Here is a 19,703-nt window from a genome sequence, read left to right on the forward strand (position 1 = left end):
ACCTCATTACTATAGAGGGGATTACCTGATTGAATTGATAGTTCTTGAGCCCGCAATAAACCTTCATTAATTGCGGATAAAGCACCCGCTTCAACATTATTGGTATTCGCTTGGTCTTGTGCATTAAAGCTGAGTTGTTGATTTTGATTAATGTCACTGGTAAGTCGATTCGAAATCTGTAGGCCTGCGGCATCATCTGCGGCTTTATTGATACGTTTTCCAGACGCGAGTTTTTCAGCTTGTTCTTCACGTTGATGACTGAGCTTATCAATAAAGCTTAAATTGGCTGAGGGCTGATTTATCGACAACATAACGAGACCTTAACAGACTAAATTGGAATATTACTATTAGAAGTATAGCAATATATCACTATTTAGCCGTTATAAGGAGAGTACAATTTAGTCGATATAAGCGTACTTATTTAATGTTTTTTGCTATCCTCTTGAATGTGCGTAATAAAATAATAAAGATAAAAGGCACAAATTCCCAGCATAATGGCTATACCGCCAAAAGAAAACATCACAACAGGGTCATTGATTAACATTGATAATAAGTTCATATTGAGCTCCATAATTTACTAAGTCATTTTTATATACCTAGTGTAATTAAGTCGCTCAATGACTAAACTGATTTAGATCAATAGAAGCGCTGCTTTTCTGCCATTTTTGCTTTGTTCTCTTGTTGATCTATAATTTTTTGATAGATTTTATTGGCCTTTTCTGTATTTTCTTCAATCATTCTCTGAGACAAGTCACGGGCGTCCATTGTCAGACTCTTTTCTGCGTTGGCATAACCATTCCATGCAGCAATGGTATTCCATATATAAGACAAGTCTGTGCTTTTCTCTACCCCTTTACCTTCACTATACAGTAACGCTAAATTAAATTGAGCAAGTGCATAGTTTTGATTTGCCGCATTTTTGTACCAGCGTGAAGCTTTAAAGTCATCTTGCTTTACACCTGTGCCGTTTGCGTACATCACTGCTAAATTAAATTGTGCACTGGCTAAATCTTTGTTCGCCGCTTTATGGGTCAGGTCAAACGCTTTGTTTAGGTCTTGTTTTACTAACTTACCTTCTGAGTAAATTAAGGCCAGTTCAAATTGTGCATCGGGATAACTTTGATCAGCGGCAAGTTTAAATAACTCGAATGCTTTCATCCCATCCTTACTTACCGAATAACCGTGCTGATAGATCAAAGCCATTTGATACTGAGCAGGAGCGTAACCTTCAATCACTAGTGGGCGAAATTGCTCAATGGCTGCTTTGAATTCTCCTCTATTTAATTCATAAATCCCCTGTTCAAGGTCAGTACCTTGGCTCAATACTGAGAAACTGCTTAGCAGTGCTAGGGTAAACAGTAATATTTTAGTAGGCATAATATTTCCTCTTCTGGCGGTAACTATCGATTAGTCGATCTAAGTGTAGGTGAAAAATCAATCAGTGGCTGACATCATCTCTTCAATTTGCTCTGCTAGTTCAAGCCAAAGCATTTCATTTTCTTCAATATCACCTTTTAATTTAGCTTGTTTTTTTAGTAAGTCAGTTAATTCAGCTTTACGTTCTGCTTGGTAAATATCACTGTCACTTAATAAAGCTTCAAGTATAGTTAGTTGTTCTTGCCACTGATGCACCTTTTTCTCTAATTTATCAGCTTCTTTACGTAAAGGGCCAGATTTTTTTCTTAGTTCAGCTTGCTGTTGGCGAAGTTGTTTTTTGTCTAAACCTTTATCACCACTTTGCTGATCGGTTTTGATTGATTTTACCGCTTGTTTTTTATCATCATTAAGCCATTGCTGGTAATCATCAATATCGCCGCTAAAATCACTCACTCGGCCGTTGGCAACAAGATAAAACTCATCAACACATGACTCTAATAAGAACCTATCATGAGCAATCAAAATGATAGCGCCGCCAAAGTCTTGTAATGCCATCACCAATGCTTGGCGCATTTCTAAATCTAAATGGTTGGTTGGTTCGTCAAGTAGTAATAACTGTGGTTTTTCTAACACAATTAAAGCCAGTACTAAACGCGCTTTTTCACCACCGGACATGGTCGAAACTTTTGATAACGCTTGGTCACCACTAAAACCAAATTTTCCTAAGAAGGTACGGGCTTGTGGTTCACCTAAAGCAGGTTTAGCACGTAAAATATGATCTACAGGGCTTGATGGAGCATGCAATTGCTCTAATTGATGCTGAGAAAAATAACCTACGGTTAAATCTTGTGCGCAGTAACGTTGACCACTAAGTAAAGCAAGCTCTCCTGCAAGAGATTTAATTAACGTTGATTTACCGGCACCATTTCTTCCTAACAAACCAATGCGACTACCAGGTATTAACGTTAAACCAACGTCATCTAAAATAATAGCCTGTTCACCATGGTCAGATTTAGGATAACCACACTGACTTTCATTCAGTGATAACAGCGGATAAGGTAAACTTTCAGGCTCTGCAAAGGTGAAGGTAAATTGGCTATCAACATGCGCAGGTGCTAAATCAGGTAATTTTTCTAAACGCTTCAATCGACTTTGTGCTTGTTTAGCTTTACTTGCTTTCGCGCGAAAGCGATCAACAAAAGCGGTTAGATGCGCTGCTTCTTTTTGCTGTTTTTGATATTGTGCGTCTTGCTGCGCTAAATGTTCGCGGCGTTGACGTTCAAAAGCGGTATAGTTGCCGCTATACAATTTAGCGCGCTGGTGCTCAATATGTAATATTTGACCAATAACCGTATCCAGAAAGTCACGATCATGTGAAATGAGTACTAAAGTGCCAGTGAAGCGCTTTAACCAGCGTTGTAGCCAAATAACCGCATCTAAATCTAAATGGTTGGTTGGTTCATCGAGTAATAACAAGTCTGCACGAGATATTAGTGCTTGGGCTAAGTTTAAGCGCATGCGCCAACCACCAGAAAAGTCTTTCACTGGGTTATCAAGTTGTGACTGTAAAAAACCTAAACCATGCAATAACTCGCCAGCGCGAGCCGGTAAACTGTAGCCACTGATGGTATCTATTTTATTGATAATGGTGGCTTCAAGGTTACCGTTATCAGCAATACGTGCTTGCTCAAGCTGTTGCTCTAACTGGCGAAACTCTTTATCGCCATCCATCACGTAATCAAGGGCGGTTTGTTCTAACGAAGGGGTTTCTTGTTTTACCGTGGCAATATCCCAGCTTGACGGTAAAGCTAAATCGCCCGAGTCAGGAGATAAATCACCTAATAGAGCGGCGAAAAGAGATGATTTCCCACAGCCATTACTGCCTACTAAGCCAACCTTATGGTTAGGATGTATGGTAAAGCTAGATGATTTTATAAGGTTTTTAGCCCCTCTATCTAAACTTAAGTCTGTGGCGATAATCAATGGTATTTCCTCGGGAAAATGGCATAGTGAGACAGAGATAATACCCACTAAAAAAATGCTGATGCATTGTCGCTTTTCCTATGACCACTATTCAAGGTAAAATAACGATAATTCTGGATTTAATGTCGAGCCTGTAGACCTTTCCTGTTGAAAAAACAATCAACAAAGAACAACAGAGCCTAATAATAAGTAGTAAAAACTATGAACAAAGCCCTAAAAAAGAGATTTATCGCTGGCGCAGTCTGCCCTAAATGTAAAGCAATGGACACTATGGCACTGACCAAAGAGAACGGTGTTGAAAAAGCGACCTGTGTGAGCTGTGGAGAGCAAATGGTACAAACGGAAGCACATGTTGAAAAGGTTGTTCGTGAGAATGAGCAGGTTATAGGTGTATTTAAACCTTGATAACATGAGTTTTTTTAAGGTATTACCTAATTAGCGTATTAAAAGCACTCATTGATAGTCATCAACTGCGTGCTCTTTATTTCTAGTTAAACCAGACCGCCTCAAATCACATTATTGTGATTTATGCTTAATAGAATGGGTATCAGTTAGTAGTGCGGCGGTGGTGGCTCAATATTGTCATTCTCATTGTCACTCGATAAGCTACCAACATCTTTGATACGATTAGCGACTAATTGAATTTGATGTTTTAGCTCGGAAATTTCATGCTGATGTGCTGCTAATTCTTCACTTAATTGATCAATCACATCGTCTTGAAAAACATTACGTGATTCTAAATCATCAACACGCTCTTCGAGCCGTTGAACATAGTTGGCATTGATGCTGTGAGCACTTAAAGTTATTTCGTTATTGGCCATGATTCAACATATCCTGATGAGCTTATCGTTAATAGATCGTTATTATCGCCAAATGCGACACTATACACAACTGCTCCTGTAGGTCTTTTTGCTTCTTTAGGCGTAACAAACCAGTGTGACAGGCGTTTACCGGAGGCAATATCCCAAACGCTGACCTTTCTGGTCGCAGCGCCAGTGATTAATGTTTTTCCATCAGGAGAAAAACGGACAGTACTGAAAACCTCATGACGTTTTGTACCTTGCAGGCTACTAATTCGTTTACCAGTTTTTAAGTCCCAAATATACGCAGCTTTCATACTGTCGGCAGAGAAGGCATAACGACCTTTGGCATCTAGTGCCACTTTCGACACGCGTGAACTATGGTTAAATTGATAAACTACTTGCCCTGATTGAGTATCCCAAACATAGGCAGTAAAATCATTACCACCAGAGATAGCAACACGGCCATTAGGTAGCATATCTACCGAATTTATTTTCTCTTTGTGGCCCAAAAATTCTAGTCGTCTTCCGGTATCAACGGCAACATGTACCACGGTACCGTTGCTTTTTCCAATAAGTAAGTAATCACCACCATTACTTATTGCTATATCTCTAATGTGGGATTCGCGCACTTGCCAATAACCTTCCGATTTACCTGATTGCAAGTTCCATAGGGCAAAGTTATCTCTATTAGCCGTCAGTACATGACTAGCATTGTCACTTATATCAATGGAGAGTACTAAATTGTCGCTGGTATTTTGTTCTTGTGCCCAGTTATAAATACGCTCATTTTTAGTTAAATCCCAAACACTCAAACCATGATGGATAGACGAGACTACTGAGAATTTGGCGTCGCTAGAAATCTGACCAGCATAAGCGCCTTGTGCAGACTGTTGCCAGCGCTGTAATGGCTCTTGCGTAATCGGCTTACAAGCCGCGAGTGTGGTCAATAAAATGACTGGAAAAATCCAATTACAATTTAACAAAATATTAATACTTTTTTATTTGCGCATTTATCGTTAGTATAAGTTCTTTTTTGAAATTGTTTACTGTTATCTTCTAAATTTTGAAAGTAAAATTAAAAGGATAACAACACAGTTTTTAAGTTTTAATTGGGGATTGCTCCAATTGTATTGTTTAAGTGGAGATATTAATGAAATTGTTTAAGCCTACCCTAATAGCCCTTGCGCTAGTTGCCGTTGTTGGTTGTAACGAAAAAGTGGTTGAAGAAGTTAAAGCACCAGTATTAGATACTGAAGTGCAAAAACAAGCCTACGGCTTAGGTGCCTCAATTGGTATGTACATGCAACGTAACTTAGAAGAGCATGACAAACTAGGTTTAACATTAAATAAAGACCTTATCGTACGCGGTTTTGTAGACAGCATTGACGGTAAAGCTGTTATCGAAAAAGAAGAAATTCAAGCGTTATTGATGAATCTTGATGCTAGCATGAAAGAAAAGCAGCAAGCAGCAGCAATTGCCGCTTCTGAATCTAGCCTAGCTGACGGCGCTAAGTTTCTTGCAGACAACGCTAAAAAAGAAGGCGTAACAGTCACTGAATCAGGTATTCAATACGAAGTACTAACTGCTGCCGAAGGTGATACACCTTTAGCAACTGATACTGTTAAAGTACACTATAAAGGTACTTTCTTAAACGGCGAAACGTTTGATAGTTCATATAAACGTGGCGAACCAGCAGTGTTCCCACTTAACCGTGTAATAAAAGGTTGGACTGAGGGCGTACAATTAATGCCTGTAGGCGCTAAGTATAAATTTACTATCCCTTCAGATTTAGCTTATGGTCCGAATGGTAACCCACCAAGCATTCCTGGCAACTCAGTACTACAGTTTGAAATTGAATTATTAGAAATTCAAAAAGCAGAAGAAGCGCCAAAAGCTGATGACCACGCTGCTCACTAGTTAATTTGCTTGTGTTAGTTAATAATTTTTAGCTTACTACAGCCCGCATACTAGAAAAATATAAAGCCACTGGTAATTTTTTACTGGTGGCTTTTTTGTTTAGGCTATTGAAAATGATCACTTCGTTAGCCTAATTGATATAAAATACTCTAATGAAAAAACTTCTTATTATTGGCTATGTTTGGCCTGAACCTAATTCTTCTGCGGCAGGTAGCCGTATGATGCAGTTAATCCACTTCTTTCAAGCGCAAAGTTACCAGATTACCTTTGCCAGCCCAGCGCAACAAACAGAGCACATGGTTGATTTACGTGCTTTAAATATAGCCGTTGAAAATATCAGTCTCAATTGCACCAGCTTTGATAATTTCATTAAGGAATTACAACCTAATACAGTGATGTTTGATCGTTTTATGATGGAAGAACAGTTTGGCTGGCGTGTTAGTGAACAATGCCCACAAGCACTGCGTATTCTAGATACCGAAGATTTATTCTCTTTACGTAATGGGCGTCATCAAGCTTATAAAGAAAAACGTCACATCACCGATGAAGATTTACTGACTAGTGATATGGCTAAACGTGAAGTCGCTGCAATATTTCGCTCAGACATTAGTTTGATGATCTCAAGTATTGAAGTTGAATTATTGCAGCGTTTATTTAAAGTTGATGCCTGTTTACTTCACTATTGCCCTTTTATGTTAAGCCAAGCCCAGTTAATTCAGCAAAATCCAAGTTATCAACAGCGTAATGATTTTATGGCGATAGGTAATTTTCGCCATGCGCCAAACTGGGACGCTGTGTTGTGGCTCAAACAGCAAATCTGGCCACTGATACGCAAACAATTACCGAATGCGAAACTGAATATTTATGGCGCATACCCGCCACCGAAAGCGACTGACTTACATGATGATAAATCAGGGTTTTTGGTAAAAGGTTGGGTTGATGATGCAGTACTTGCTATGCAAAGTGCCAAAGTCTGTTTAGCACCACTACGTTTTGGCGCAGGTATTAAAGGCAAACTAGCTGAAGCTATGTATTGCAGTACACCATCAGTAACCACTGATATTGGCGCAGAAAGTATGCAAACTGATTTACCTTGGGCGGGCGAAATAGCCAATGAGCCACAAGCTATTGCCGATGCTGCGGTAAAGCTCTATCAAGATGAAAGCACTTGGCAAGTTGCTAGTGATTTAGGGCAACAAAATGCTCAGTTAATGTATCAAGAAGAAAGCATTCTAACAGAGCTAGCCAATTGCTTATCAAAGCTTTCAGCTAATCTTGAGCAACATAGACAATTGAATTTTATTGGCAGTATGCTTAATCATCACCACCATAAAAGTACCCAATACATGTCGCAATGGATTGATGTTAAAACGCAGTTGAAAGTTTTTGCTGAAGGGGATGAGGATAAATAGAGAGAGTGGCTAGCTTTGGTTAATCAGCTAGCCGACTTTTTGTTCTTTCAGTTATTCATTAGGCAGGAATTCAGTTTTTAGTGTGTGATAAAGACAATACAATGGATTCCTAACAAGATACTGGGGGAATGACAGCGAATCTAAGGTAGATAATCGCAAGGCCAGCGAATAGCTATCACCTCGTTTTCGTCACTCCGGTTGTTTCTTAAGCTGGAATCCAGTTTTATGTTAAAGGTGAACTTCACTCTGATCGCTATTGTTAGGGCAAAGCTCTGTTGACTAAAGAGTCAAATATGATTGAATAATAGCGTTCAGAGCCTTATTTTACATGGCGACTATAATGCTAATCGACAAAGATTTGCATCTCTTCACCAATTTGCTTGCGCATTTCCATCAGTTTAACGGCAGAAGCATGTTGTTTCTTATCGGCTTCACTTTCGGGGATCCACTGCGGTACACGTTCAGATTGACCATTTTGATCAACGGCAACCATGATAACAATACAGTGCGTAGTTAAGCGGCGGTTTAATGATTTAGGATCGCAGGCGTTAACTTCTAGGGCAATATGTATTGAAGAATTACCGGTAAAGATTACTTTAGCTTCTACCTCAACTAAACTACCAACATGAATAGGAGCAACAAACCGAATACCACCAGCATAAGCCGTAACACAGTAACGACCACTCCAACCAGCAGCACAGGCATAAGCGGCTAAATCGATCCACTTCATCACAGCGCCACCATGCACTTTACCACCAAAATTCACATCTTGTGGTTCGGCTAAAAATCTTAAAGTAATGTCGCGTTGTGGTGCATTCATAAATGAGCTCTTTATCGTTAATGACTTGTATTCAGGAGATTCTGAAGGAGATTGCTAAAAATATAGTGTTCACTACTAATTAGCAAATAATATCTGTTAGGGAATTTGACAAGGTGAGTATATACATAGCGTTGCCCTTTGGAATTAATTGATAAGTGTTAAGTTATTAGCCAGTGGGTATAACGGCTTTGTGTTGGTTTTAATGGCATCAAAATTACTGTGCCAAAATATAAAATAGGCCCAAGGGTGAATTTCAACTGTAAAATAATGTGCTTTGGGTATTGCCGTCTATTAATAGCAAATAGGTTTTTTTGAGGGGAAAGTAGAATAGCCAACGACTTCTCAGTCGTTGCTATTATTACTGATACGCTATTATAAGAAGCTTAAGCCCTGTTTTAATACTGCAGCCGCATCTTTATAACCGCTGTTGTCTAAATAAGCAGTAAAGCTATTGATTAAACCGGGAACTTGCTCGCTAGAAACCCCTAGTTTGCTAAAGGCCGAATTTAAATAATCGACACTTTCGGCTTTCTTTCCGGCATCGCCAGCATTAGAAAATAAAGAGCTCATTGATGATTTAGTTACTTTAGGCGCTTTATCTAAATAGCTTTGTGTATCGGGTACCGCTTTACTGATTAGAGCAAAATTTTCCTGGCTTAAATTATCTTGTGCTACTTTAAGTATTGAGCCAAAACTTGCAGCGACTGTACCCTCAGATAAGTTTAACTGTTTCGCTGCATATTCTATCATAGCATTAGTTTCTAATGGCACTCCGGCATCCTTAGCCGCAGCTTTAAGCTGGTCAGTTGACGATTTAGTGATAGCGCCTAAGTCGATAGCAGAAGCTGTCATTGAGATTAAGCTAGTTAGAGCCAATGAGGCAGATAGACATATAATTGATAATTTCACGGTTAACTCCATGTTAAATTTTTGTAATTAATTACTTTAACATGCTTAATGAAATTATTGATGAGAATTGTTTAGTAGAATTAAATAGCGTTGCACAAATAAAAAGGCCTTTCTCAAAAGAGAAAGGCCTGAAATGCTCGCATTATGGTCTTGTTACCAAGCTTCTTATTATTAATTTTTAGCTACTATTTTTTTATTATTTTTAGTTTGTAGCTATTTTTGTTTTTGTTTTTATTATTGTTTTTCTTTAGCGCAGGCATTTTATACCAAAGCCTTTTTACCATCGCAAGAACTTTAGTAGAGCATAAACTCGACGAGTTTTTTCGTAGTAAACAAGTTGAACAAACATATACTGCTAAGTTATTGATTCGAAGTTCATTGGTAAAAATCAAGCATAAATGTATCTCTTTAAAATATAGTTAAATAAATTGAACTTTTATTTTTAGCGTGTATTTAATTGTTGTTTCAATGTCATTGTATTTTTCAGGAGTGTTGATTTAGCGCATAGATCAAAAGACTGGTCGATGCTAAACTGCGCAGTATAAAATACATTGGCGAGTTACTTTTAAACAACCGCCACTAAATAACTAAATTAAATGAGTCATAGTGCATTATTACGAAGAAGTAATTGTTCAATGTGACTACTAAAGCAAAAATAAGAGGAACTATTGGTGACAGAATTAAAAAATGATACCTATTTACGTGCGCTATTAAAGCAACCAGTAGATTACACGCCTGTATGGATGATGCGTCAAGCGGGTCGCTATTTACCAGAGTATCGTGCGGTACGTAAAGAAGCCGGCGACTTTATGTCGGTATGTAAAAATGCTGAATTGGCTTGTGAAGTAACCATTCAACCGTTACGTCGATTTCCTTTAGATGCAGCCATTTTGTTTAGTGATATTTTAACTATTCCAGATGCAATGGGCTTAGGTTTATACTTTGAAACAGGTGAGGGACCAAAATTCGAACGTCCTATTACCTGTAAAGCTGATGTTGATAAAATTGCCGTACCTGATCCAGAAGATGAATTAGGTTATGTAATGAATGCCGTTCGTACTATTCGCAAAGAACTAAAAGGTGAGGTACCGCTTATTGGTTTTTCAGGTAGCCCTTGGACATTAGCAACTTATATGATTGAAGGTGGCAGCTCTAAAGCGTTCACTAAAATTAAAAAGATGATGTTTTCTGAACCACAAACATTACATTTGTTACTTGATAAGTTAGCTGATTCAGTCATCAGTTACTTAAATGCTCAAATTGCTGCAGGCGCACAATCAGTCATGGTATTTGATACTTGGGGCGGCGTATTATCGCCACGTGATTATAAAGACTTTTCTTTACAATATATGGCGAAAATCGTAGATGGTTTAACACGTCATAATGAAGGCCGTAAAGTGCCAGTGACGTTATTCACTAAAAATTCGGGCATGTGGTTAGAGTCTATTGCGGCAACAGGTTGTGATGCTGTTGGCTTAGATTGGACCATCGACATTGAAAACGCAAAAGCACGCATTGGTGATAAAGTTGCGCTACAAGGCAATATGGATCCATCCATGTTATACGCACCATTACCACGTATTGAACAAGAAGTTTCAAAAATACTTGCTGGTTTTGGTGACGGCGGGACAGGTCACGTATTTAACTTAGGTCATGGTATTCACCCTGACGTGAACCCTGATCATGCGGGTCACTTTATCGAGTCTGTGCATCGTTTAAGTAAGCCTTATCATAAATAAAAAGCTTTAGTTATCGCGGGTGTTAACTCGCTTTATAGTAAAGACAATTAAGCCGCTGTTAACAGCGGCTTTTTTATGGGCTAAGTTTATCTCTACTTTTTGCAAACTTTCTAACGTCTTTCGTTCAAGACCTCTTTTTTATCAACCTCTGGATTTATATGTAATACCAATCTATTAAATTTATTCCCACCTCAGGGCTATGTCAGAGAAGCTAGAACAAATAAAATTTGTGTTGATATATACCCGTTACCAATCAAAGTGCAGGGTTTTAGCGGGAATTATGAGCTAGGATTTTGTCGATAGAGACTTGCGGACATACTCTGTTACATTGCTACAAATCGTTATGGTCAAAGTGTTGTTTTCTTGCATTTATTGTTATTTTTCAATTTGTTACCTTGTTGTACTGAGTGTTTATACCGTGTTTTTACATTAGTTATCAAAAATTAATAACAAACTGTACTTGTGTTGTGGTGTGCTGGTGGTGTATAACACTACTATCTTTTTGGTATTATTCAAGGAACAGGGCATGACACCTCAATGGGATCCAGAAAAACCGATATACCTACAACTGTATCAGCAAGTAGTGACTCGCATATTAGATGGCTATATTAAGGAAGGCGAAGCTTTACCTTCTGTGAGAAAAGTAGCAGCTGAATATCAACTTAATCCAATTACTATTTCAAAGGCGTATCAGATGTTACAGGACGAAGAAGTTGTAGAAAAGCAACGTGGTAAGGGTTTGTTTGTTATGCCAGGAGCACAAGTGTTGATGTTAGATAGAGAGCGTGAAAGCTTTTTGTCACACCAGTGGCCTGAAGTATTGAAACAAATTACCCGACTTAAACTTTCGCCAGAACAGCTATTAACCAGCAGTATGGAGGGTTAATTATGAGCGCATTAATTTCAGTAAATAACGTCAGTAAATCCTTTGGTAAAAAGAAGGTGCTTTCGTCAGTAAATTTCTCGGTGAATGCAGGACAAATCGTTGGTTTGGTTGGGCCGAATGGCGCAGGAAAAACTACCTGCTTACAAGCTATTTTAGGTTTAACGGACTTTGAGGGCGATATTAGTGTTTTAGGCTTTCACCCTAAAAAAGATCGCGTTAGCATGCTAAACGATGTGACCTATATAGCCGACGTTGCTATTTTACCAAAATGGTTAAAAGTGTCACAAGCATTAACTTACATGCAAGATATCCATAAAAACTTTAATATTGAAAAAGCAAAAGGGTTCTTAGCCAAAACCAACATTACCTTAACAGATAAAGTAAAGACCTTATCAAAAGGTATGGTTGCGCAGTTACACTTAGCACTTATTTTAGCGGTTGACGCCAAAGTACTTGTGTTAGATGAGCCTACCTTAGGTTTAGATATATTAACGCGTCGTCAATTTTATAATCACTTACTTGAAGACTTTTACACCGAAGAAAAGTGTATCGTCATTACCACTCACCAAATAGAAGAGATAGAGCACATTCTTACCGATGTTGCCTTTATTAAACAAGGTGAGATTGTCTTAGCACAAAGTACAGATGAAATTAGAGAACGCTTTAATCTTGTCGCAGTGAGCAATGAGCAAGTTGATAACGCTGATGCATTAACGCCGTTATTTAAAAATAGCATGATGGGATTAACCACGATGTTATTTGATAATCAAGATAAAGAAAAACTACAGGGTTTAGGGAAAGTGACAGTACCTAGCTTGGCCGATGTGTTTGTCGGTATCATGAATAAGGAGATGTGCTAATGAATGTTTCTATAATGAAAGCCTCAGTTAAAAAAGAGCTGTGGGAATTTAGTGGCATGCTAACTTGGGTGCCAGTGGCGCTAGCGGGTATTTTCATTGTTATCCCGTTATTAATTATGCTGCTTAATGGCGTAGATATGAATGCAATACTTGAAGGGTTTAAACACTTGAGTGAAGCACAATACGGTGATGAGGTTGAGAAAGTATTTTTTGTATCAACTATTGCGTTATTTGTGCCGTTTGTATTAGTCGGTTTTATTGTGCAATTATATTACTTTATTACCTGTTTATATGATGAGAGACGTGACCAATCAGTGATGTTTTGGCGTTCGTTACCTGTGTCAGATACCATGACTATTGCAAGCAAAGCATTAACGGGTGCGATTGTTATCCCGGCAATATTTTACTCTGCAGCGACTGTCCTATTTTTTATAGGTTTAGTGTTAGCCTTTGTCGTTTGTGCCATTTTATCGCTAGGTTTTGATATTTCTCTGTGGGCTCTATGGTCAAGTACCAACATAGTAAGTGTTTTAGCTTCTATTTGGTTAACATTATTACCAACAGCTGTATGGTTATTACCACTGTATGCTTGGTTAATGTTGATGTCTATTTATGCGAAGAAAGCGCCATTTTTATGGGCGGTGTTACCGATCGTAGTGTTGCTAATTATTGAAGGTATTGTGGTACATTATTTACATTTATCACAGCCATTCTTTGGTCACTTTATCGCAGACTACTTTTCTATTGTCCCAGAAAACAGCACCTCGTTTGACATTGGTGATGAAAACGCTTCAATATTTTCGCCGGTACTGGCTGTACTTGCTAAGATTGATTATCGTACCGTAATCGTCTCAGCTGCTTTATTATTCGCAACGTATTGGTTTAGAGTGAATAAACAAGAATCGTAATGTTAAACTAGGTGACTAACCCATTGATTGGTTAGTCACTTTACTAATGTTAAGTGTTAAGTAAAGCGTGAAGTACTAAGGAAATGCTAATATTAAAATATTGGCATTTTTTATAAGTAGAAAACCTTATTTCTCCCCGAATTTTTAGCTTGATATAAAGCCTTATCCGCGCGAGAAAATAAGGCATCAAAAGCCTCATCACTGGGGAGAAAGCTTGAAACACCAATGCTTACTGAAAGTTTTATCTCACCTTGCCAGTCACCGATAATTTTTAATTTGCTTTGCTCTTCTCTAATACGCTCTGCAAATGCCATAGCAGATTGCGATGATGTTTCAGGTAAAAGAATAGAAAACTCCTCACCACCGATACGCGCTAGAATATCAGTTTGTCTTAAATTCGCTTGAAGTTGCTTGGCAACCTCTATTAAAACTTGATCGCCAACAGGGTGACCATATTGGTCATTGATACTTTTGAAATGATCAATATCAATAGAAATAAGTGTCATAGATAATGAGTAGCGCTTTGCGCGTTGATATTCTTTTCCTGCCTGCTCGGTGAAAAAACGTCGATTATATAAATTGGTTAATGGATCCGTATTGGCCAATTGCTTGAATTTTTCTTTTAGGTTGAACAATTCGGTGACGTCAGTTGAAAAGCCAATGAGTGCAGGTAATTTATCCGGTTGATTAAAGGGGACTTTAGTACTGATGTAATGACAGATATCCCCCGCTTCCGTTTGAGTGCTTTCTTCAATTACTTGTTTTTTATTTGTTTCAAAAACCTGTTGATCGGATTGGTAAAAGTGTTCAGCCATTTCTTTAGGTAAAACATCAGTATCCTTTTTACCTATAATATTCTCGGCCCTATCGCCAAATAACTCGGCCACACGACTATTTACGTATAAAAAGGTCCGTTCGCAATCTTTGACATAAATATGGGCATCGATATTATTTAACATGGTATCAAGTAAATAACTTTGCTCATTGAGTTGTTCCTGAAGTTTTTTTTCTGCGGTGATATCAGTCGATATACCACACATGCCATTGACAATACCTTTACTGTTATAAAGTGGTTTTTTGACCACTTTATAAATATGCATTTCATTTTTTGCTTTAATAAAGTTGCTTTCTTCACTCTCAATCCTGATGGCTTGGTCCATGACTAGCCTATCATTTATTTGTAATTGTTTAGAAAGCGCTAAATCAAAAAAATGACTGTCATCAAAACCGACAACGTCAGCCAAGCTTTTCTCAAACAAGTCTAAAACCGCTTGGTTGGCATAGGTATACTTACCCGATAAATCTTTGGTATAAATAAAGGAATCTATACTATCCAACACTTGATTTTTGATGCTATCAAAGGCGGTAGTTGTATTTTTTTCTTTACTCAAAGTAATCGCCTAGGGTGAAAGGAATAGAAAAATCATTAATATGTGGCTATTGGCATCTAATTAAAATATTAGCACAGCTAGCTAATAATAAAATAATCTGACCGTGAACTTGGCGATCTTTTAAGCTTAGCTAATATAAGTGATTCTTACTTTTGATGTCTTTTCAAAAAGCGTTATCGATATTACTCGGATATTTTTTAATAACAGGCGCAATAAAAAAGGTACTTTACTAAGTACCTTTTTGGGATTGCTTAATGTAACGTTCGAAAGTTACTCATCTTCAACTTCGTAAGCACTAAAGTCAGTAATACCTTTTGCTTCGAGCAAACGTCTAACACTGGCAGGTAATTTTTCATTATTATCTTTTGCTAAATCTTCATCGTCAGGCAGGGGCTGTCCAGTAAAGGCATGTAAAAACGCTTCACATAACAATTCACTGTTAGTGGCATGGCGAAGGTTATTAACTTGACGTCTGGTGCGTTCATCGGTCAACACTTTTAAGACACGCAAAGGAATAGAAACGGTAATTTTCTTTACTTGCTCGCTCTTTTTACCGTGTTCGGCATAGGGATTTATATACTCGTCATTCCACTGAGCCATGGGTATTCCTCTGTTTTGTTATAATACCCAACAGATCAATAAATTAGTCCAGTTGGTATCGATATTCTATATTGTAATAGGGTAGATTTTACCTGTTGCATAAAACCAGTCAAGTAGAAGTTTAGAAGTCTAAAAATACTTGACCCTATTAATGAAAGTGTTTAGAGTTATAGACGTCCAAACATCTAAACGTAATTTATAATAATTTCACGAAAAAGTGATAATCATTGGAGAAAAATATGTCGATTAATCGCAAAAGTAATATTACTACTTCGGCAGTAAGAGCAGGCATTAATACCGACCAGCACCATGGCGCTGTAGTTGCTCCTATTCATTTGTCCAGTACGTATTCATTAAAAGGTTTTAATGACAAACGTCAATTTGATTATTCTCGAACGGGGAACCCGACACGAGCCACTTTTGGGGAAACTATTGCAAAATTAGAACAAGGTAGTGTTGGTATTGTTACCAGCACAGGCATGGCTGCAGTACATTTACTTTGCCAGTTATTATCGGTTGATGACACGGTTGTTATTCCACATGATTGTTATGGTGGTAGTTTTAGATTATTTACCCATTTAGCGAAACGTGGCCAGTTTAAACTTATTGTTGTTGACCAGAACGATCAACAAGCACTGGATAATGCCTTAGCACACAAACCAAAATTAGTTTTACTGGAGAGTCCAAGTAATCCTTTATTACGTTTAGTCGATATTGAAGAGGTAACCAAAGCGTGTCACTCTGTTGATGCATTAGTCGCGGTAGATAACACTTTCTTATCGCCAGCGTTGCAACAACCCTTGACCCTTGGCGCTGATATTGTTTTTCACTCAACCACTAAATACATTAATGGTCATAGTGATGTTGTTGGCGGTGTTTTAGTTACCAAAACTGCAGAGTTAGGCGAAAAATTAGCATGGTGGGCCAATTGTATTGGTATTACCGGCAGTGCCTTTGATAGTTTTTTAGCGTTACGTGGTTTAAAAACTTTACCTGTACGTATGAAACAGCATCAAGAAAATGCACTGCAAGTGGCTGACTTTCTAAAAAACCATGATGCCATTGAGGCGATATATTTCCCTGGTTTTCCGGAACACAAAGGGCACCATATTGCCAAAAAGCAGCAATCTGGTTATGGTGCAATGTTAAGTTTCGAAGTTAAAGGTGGCGTTGAAGCGGTTAAAAAGTTATTTGATAACCTTGAATTGTTCACTTTAGCGCAATCATTAGGTGGTGTTGAGAGTTTAATTAGTCACCCATCAACCATGACCCATGCGGGTATGGAAATAGCCGATCAGTTAGAAGCGGGGATTACCCAATCCTTAGTACGCATCTCTGTCGGCATTGAAGATATTGAAGATATATTGGCCGATTTAGCGCATGGTTTAGTGCAAAGCCAACAGTAATAGCAACCGGATTAACTCTTACTAAGTGAGTAATAAATTGGTCCGATTGAGATATAAATCAAATAAACAATTGTGATAATAATCTAGCAGTTGAGTAGGCACAGAGATGACACAAGAAAATATTACGCTAAATAAGGTTAATGAAGATAAAGTAGTGTTGAGCAAAAACATTGCTGAGCATGAACTTATTACAGAGGTAACCGCAGAAAACAAATTGGCTAAGCATGCTATTCAAGTACACAAATTTGGTGGTAGTTCATTAGCAACGCCCAAATGCATTAAGCGTGCGCTTGAAATCATCCGCGAAAACTGCCAACTAAATGATATCGTTGTGGTATCAGCCAATGGTAAAACTACTGATAGTTTATTTGCTATTTATTCTCTGGTCGAACGAACCATTGCGGACCAGGCCATACAAACAAGCGATGAGCTAACGAAAGCTATCGCTGACTTAGCAAATGAACAAGCACAGTTAATTACCGAATTATTAAATGACAATAATACCAAGCAATTATTGCTTCGTTTAAATAAAGACATAGAGCAATTAACTACGTGGTTATCGGCTGATATTACTCAGCATCACAATGATATTTTAGCGTTAGGCGAAGTATGGTCAGCAAGGTTGTTGTCAGCGTTACTTAATGAGCAAGTGTGCCCAAGTAACTGTATTGATTCTCGTGATTTTTTGGTTATCGATAATGAACAAAGCTGTGTGGTTGATACTGCGATAAGTGCTGCGCAATTAAGACAAAGGCGTCAGTTTGGTAAATTAGCCGTAATTACCGGTTATATCAGTAAGGACTCTCGTGGTAAAAGCTGCACTTTAGGGCGAAACGGTAGTGATTATTCGGCCACTATTATTGCTTCTTTAGTTGCCGCAGGTAATGTGACTTTGTGGACGGATGTCGATGGTATTTATAGTGCTGATCCTCGTGTTGTGCCAAGTGCTAGAAAATTACACCGCTTACCTAATGGTGTTGCAAAAGAATTAGGTCGTTTAGGTAACCCCGTTTTACATGCCAAAACCTTATTGCCGCTTATTAATCCATTAAGTGAACATCACACCCATTTACATGTTGCTAGTAGTTTTGATGCACAAGTCATAGGCACTGAAATTGGTCGGTTTGGTCAAATAGCCAAACAAGAGTTATCAGTAACTTATCTTAATGATTTACTGCTAGCGCAATCAGTGAGCTTTATCGGAGAAGCTGCAGCGAAGGCTAAAGCAGAGTTTTCTCCTATTTGTATGGATGACCAGCAAGGTTTTATGGTTATCACGCAAGCACAGCAAAAGTCATTAAGTCAGTGGTTGGCGAGTCACGATGTTGAAATAACTTTTAAGCCAGTAGCGATTATCGCAACCGTTGGCCATCGCGTGGCTGAACGTGGTGATATTAGAGCGCGTTTTAAACGTTCATTAAAAACAGCTAAACCATTAAACTTAGTTGGTAGCGATAATAGTCATAGCGTTATCGCCGTTTTACCTGAGTCTTGTTCGATCGAATTATTAAATACCGTGCATCATGAAATGACAAAAGATGCTCGTCATATTGGTTTAGTTGTTGCGGGTATGGGTAATATAGGTGAGCGCTTTTTAGAGTTATTACCCGCACAGCTTAATAAAGTCTACGCATTAGAAAATTTGCATTTGGTTGGCTTACTTTCGTCGAAAAAAGCCTTGATAAACAACGATGGTATTGATGTAAACCAAGCGGCATCACTCTTCGCTCAAGAAGCGCAAGATTATGATAGCGAACAGCTTATTACTTGGTTGACTCAGAACCCATACGACGAGTTAATTGTTGTTGATATCACCCCTAGTGAAGATTTCAGCTTATTGTATGAACGCATGTTTTCTTTAGGAATTCATGTCATCGGTGCTAATAAATGGGCTGCTTCAAGTAGTACGGCTCACTATAATAATTTAGTAAATACTGCGGATAGTAATAACAGTTTATGGTTAGGGAATACTACTGTGGGTGCGGGTTTACCGATTAATTATGCTATTGACGACTTACGTCAAAGTGGCGACAGTATTAGTGAAATATCGGGTATCTTTTCAGGCACACTTTCTTGGTTGTTTGAAACTTATGATGGCAGTTCAAAATTTTCAGAATTATTATTAAATGCTTTAGCACAAGGTATTACCGAGCCAGACCCTCGTGAAGATTTATCAGGTCGAGACGTACAACGTAAGTTATTGATTTTAGCGCGTAAAGCAGGTTTTGAATTAGCGTTAGAAGATATTGATTGTCAAAATTTAGTACCAGAGGTATTACAGTCATTATCAACCAAGGACTTTTTGGCCAGAGCTAATGAATTAGATGCGTACTTTGCTACAGCACTATTTGACGCAAATAGTACCGGGAAATGTATTCGTTATGTTGCTCGTTTTCAGCATAATGAAACCGCAGGCGTTAGCGCAAAAGTGAGTTTAGAAGTATTACTTCAAAGTGATGCTTTCGCCAATTTAACACCCTGCGACAACATTTTCCAAATAAGTAGTCAATGGTACCAAAATAATCCATTAATCATTAGTGGGCCGGGAGCTGGGCGAGATGTTACTGCTGGCGGTTTACATTCAGATCTCGTTAAGGTTTGTCAGCAACTGGCTCACAAACAAAATCAAGTAAAAATAAAGGGCATAAACTAATGCGTTGCTGCGATTAATAATCGTACAACATGATCCTA

Annotated in this window: 18 protein-coding genes and 1 pseudogene; 9 read left to right on the forward strand and 10 right to left on the reverse strand. The window is 38.2% G+C overall.

Annotation, left to right across the window (positions count from 1 at the left end; all coding sequences use genetic code 11):
• Nucleotides 1-5: 5 nt before the first annotated feature.
• The 4 genes and pseudogenes from CXF71_RS21915 to CXF71_RS04690 form a co-directional block, all read right to left on the reverse strand.
• A pseudogene (locus CXF71_RS21915) lies at nt 6-233 on the reverse strand (flagellin); the annotation flags it as partial.
• A gap of 188 nt (nt 234-421) precedes the next feature.
• A complete protein-coding gene (locus CXF71_RS04680) occupies nt 422-559 on the reverse strand; it encodes a DUF3149 domain-containing protein (protein ID WP_101231819.1) in 138 nt (45 codons plus the stop codon).
• A 77-nt stretch (nt 560-636) separates the two neighbouring features.
• Nucleotides 637-1,377 carry a tetratricopeptide repeat protein gene (locus tag CXF71_RS04685; protein ID WP_101231820.1) on the reverse strand — a complete coding sequence of 247 codons (741 nt, stop codon included), beginning with the start codon at nt 1,375-1,377 and terminating at the stop codon, nt 637-639.
• A 57-nt stretch (nt 1,378-1,434) separates the two neighbouring features.
• Nucleotides 1,435-3,360, reverse strand: coding sequence for an ATP-binding cassette domain-containing protein (locus CXF71_RS04690; RefSeq protein ID WP_101231821.1), 1,926 nt, complete (start codon nt 3,358-3,360; stop codon nt 1,435-1,437).
• A gap of 201 nt (nt 3,361-3,561) precedes the next feature.
• On the opposite strand from CXF71_RS04690, the gene CXF71_RS04695 reads away from it, so the two are divergent.
• Nucleotides 3,562-3,765: a YheV family putative zinc ribbon protein gene (locus CXF71_RS04695; RefSeq protein ID WP_101231822.1), complete on the forward strand. Its 204-nt coding sequence runs from the start codon at nt 3,562-3,564 to the stop codon at nt 3,763-3,765.
• A gap of 146 nt (nt 3,766-3,911) precedes the next feature.
• Here the strand turns inward: CXF71_RS04695 and CXF71_RS04700 are convergent, their stop codons facing one another.
• The gene (locus tag CXF71_RS04700) at nt 3,912-4,181 is read right to left on the reverse strand and encodes a SlyX family protein (RefSeq protein WP_101231823.1); all 270 of its coding nucleotides are present in this window, start codon (nt 4,179-4,181) and stop codon (nt 3,912-3,914) included.
• On the reverse strand, nt 4,163-5,146 hold the full coding sequence (locus tag CXF71_RS04705) for a WD40 repeat domain-containing protein (RefSeq protein ID WP_101231824.1): 984 nt from the start codon (nt 5,144-5,146) through the stop codon (nt 4,163-4,165). The genes CXF71_RS04700 and CXF71_RS04705 overlap by 19 nt, the downstream gene beginning before the upstream one ends.
• Nucleotides 5,147-5,313: 167 nt before the next feature.
• On the opposite strand from CXF71_RS04705, the gene CXF71_RS04710 reads away from it, so the two are divergent.
• Both CXF71_RS04710 and CXF71_RS04715 read left to right on the forward strand, forming a co-directional pair.
• Nucleotides 5,314-6,081, forward strand: coding sequence for an FKBP-type peptidyl-prolyl cis-trans isomerase (locus CXF71_RS04710; protein WP_101231825.1), 768 nt, complete (start codon nt 5,314-5,316; stop codon nt 6,079-6,081).
• 152 nt (nt 6,082-6,233) lie between these two features.
• A complete protein-coding gene (locus tag CXF71_RS04715) occupies nt 6,234-7,493 on the forward strand; it encodes a glycosyltransferase (protein WP_101231826.1) in 1,260 nt (419 codons plus the stop codon).
• Nucleotides 7,494-7,836: 343 nt separating this feature from the next.
• Here CXF71_RS04715 and CXF71_RS04720 read toward each other — a convergent pair whose 3' ends face one another.
• Together CXF71_RS04720 and CXF71_RS04725 are read right to left on the reverse strand one after the other, a co-directional pair.
• Entirely contained in the window at nt 7,837-8,313 is a 477-nt protein-coding gene (locus CXF71_RS04720) for an acyl-CoA thioesterase (RefSeq protein ID WP_101231827.1), read from the reverse strand.
• A 372-nt stretch (nt 8,314-8,685) separates the two neighbouring features.
• A complete protein-coding gene (locus CXF71_RS04725) occupies nt 8,686-9,222 on the reverse strand; it encodes a DUF2780 domain-containing protein (protein WP_232771382.1) in 537 nt (178 codons plus the stop codon).
• A gap of 671 nt (nt 9,223-9,893) precedes the next feature.
• On the opposite strand from CXF71_RS04725, the gene hemE reads away from it, so the two are divergent.
• The 4 genes from hemE (at nt 9,894) to CXF71_RS04745 (ending at nt 13,615) form a co-directional block, all read left to right on the forward strand.
• Complete coding sequence (gene hemE / locus CXF71_RS04730) at nt 9,894-10,961, forward strand: uroporphyrinogen decarboxylase (protein ID WP_101231829.1); 1,068 nt, start codon at nt 9,894-9,896, stop codon at nt 10,959-10,961.
• A 526-nt stretch (nt 10,962-11,487) separates the two neighbouring features.
• Nucleotides 11,488-11,847 carry a GntR family transcriptional regulator gene (locus tag CXF71_RS04735; RefSeq protein WP_101231830.1) on the forward strand — a complete coding sequence of 120 codons (360 nt, stop codon included), beginning with the start codon at nt 11,488-11,490 and terminating at the stop codon, nt 11,845-11,847.
• Nucleotides 11,848-11,849: 2 nt separating this feature from the next.
• Nucleotides 11,850-12,707 carry an ABC transporter ATP-binding protein gene (locus tag CXF71_RS04740; protein WP_101231831.1) on the forward strand — a complete coding sequence of 286 codons (858 nt, stop codon included), beginning with the start codon at nt 11,850-11,852 and terminating at the stop codon, nt 12,705-12,707.
• Complete coding sequence (locus CXF71_RS04745) at nt 12,707-13,615, forward strand: ABC transporter permease (protein WP_101231832.1); 909 nt, start codon at nt 12,707-12,709, stop codon at nt 13,613-13,615. The genes CXF71_RS04740 and CXF71_RS04745 overlap by 1 nt, the downstream gene beginning before the upstream one ends.
• Before the next feature lie 110 nt (nt 13,616-13,725).
• Here CXF71_RS04745 and CXF71_RS04750 read toward each other — a convergent pair whose 3' ends face one another.
• Entirely contained in the window at nt 13,726-15,006 is a 1,281-nt protein-coding gene (locus tag CXF71_RS04750) for a sensor domain-containing diguanylate cyclase (protein WP_232771383.1), read from the reverse strand.
• A gap of 270 nt (nt 15,007-15,276) precedes the next feature.
• Nucleotides 15,277-15,606, reverse strand: a complete 330-nt coding sequence (gene metJ, locus CXF71_RS04755) for a met regulon transcriptional regulator MetJ (protein ID WP_101228919.1) — start codon at nt 15,604-15,606, stop codon at nt 15,277-15,279.
• 239 nt (nt 15,607-15,845) lie between these two features.
• Between metJ and metB the strand changes: the two genes are divergently transcribed.
• Nucleotides 15,846-17,012 (forward strand): cystathionine gamma-synthase, encoded by a 1,167-nt coding sequence (gene metB, locus CXF71_RS04760; protein ID WP_101231834.1) that lies wholly within the window; start codon nt 15,846-15,848, stop codon nt 17,010-17,012.
• Between the two features lie 106 nt (nt 17,013-17,118).
• Nucleotides 17,119-19,665: a bifunctional aspartate kinase/homoserine dehydrogenase II gene (metL, locus tag CXF71_RS04765; RefSeq protein WP_101231835.1), complete on the forward strand. Its 2,547-nt coding sequence runs from the start codon at nt 17,119-17,121 to the stop codon at nt 19,663-19,665.
• Nucleotides 19,666-19,703: the final 38 nt, after the last annotated feature.

The sequence above is a fragment of the Colwellia sp. 12G3 genome (assembly GCF_002836775.1).
Classification (GTDB): Bacteria; Pseudomonadota; Gammaproteobacteria; order Enterobacterales; family Alteromonadaceae; genus Colwellia.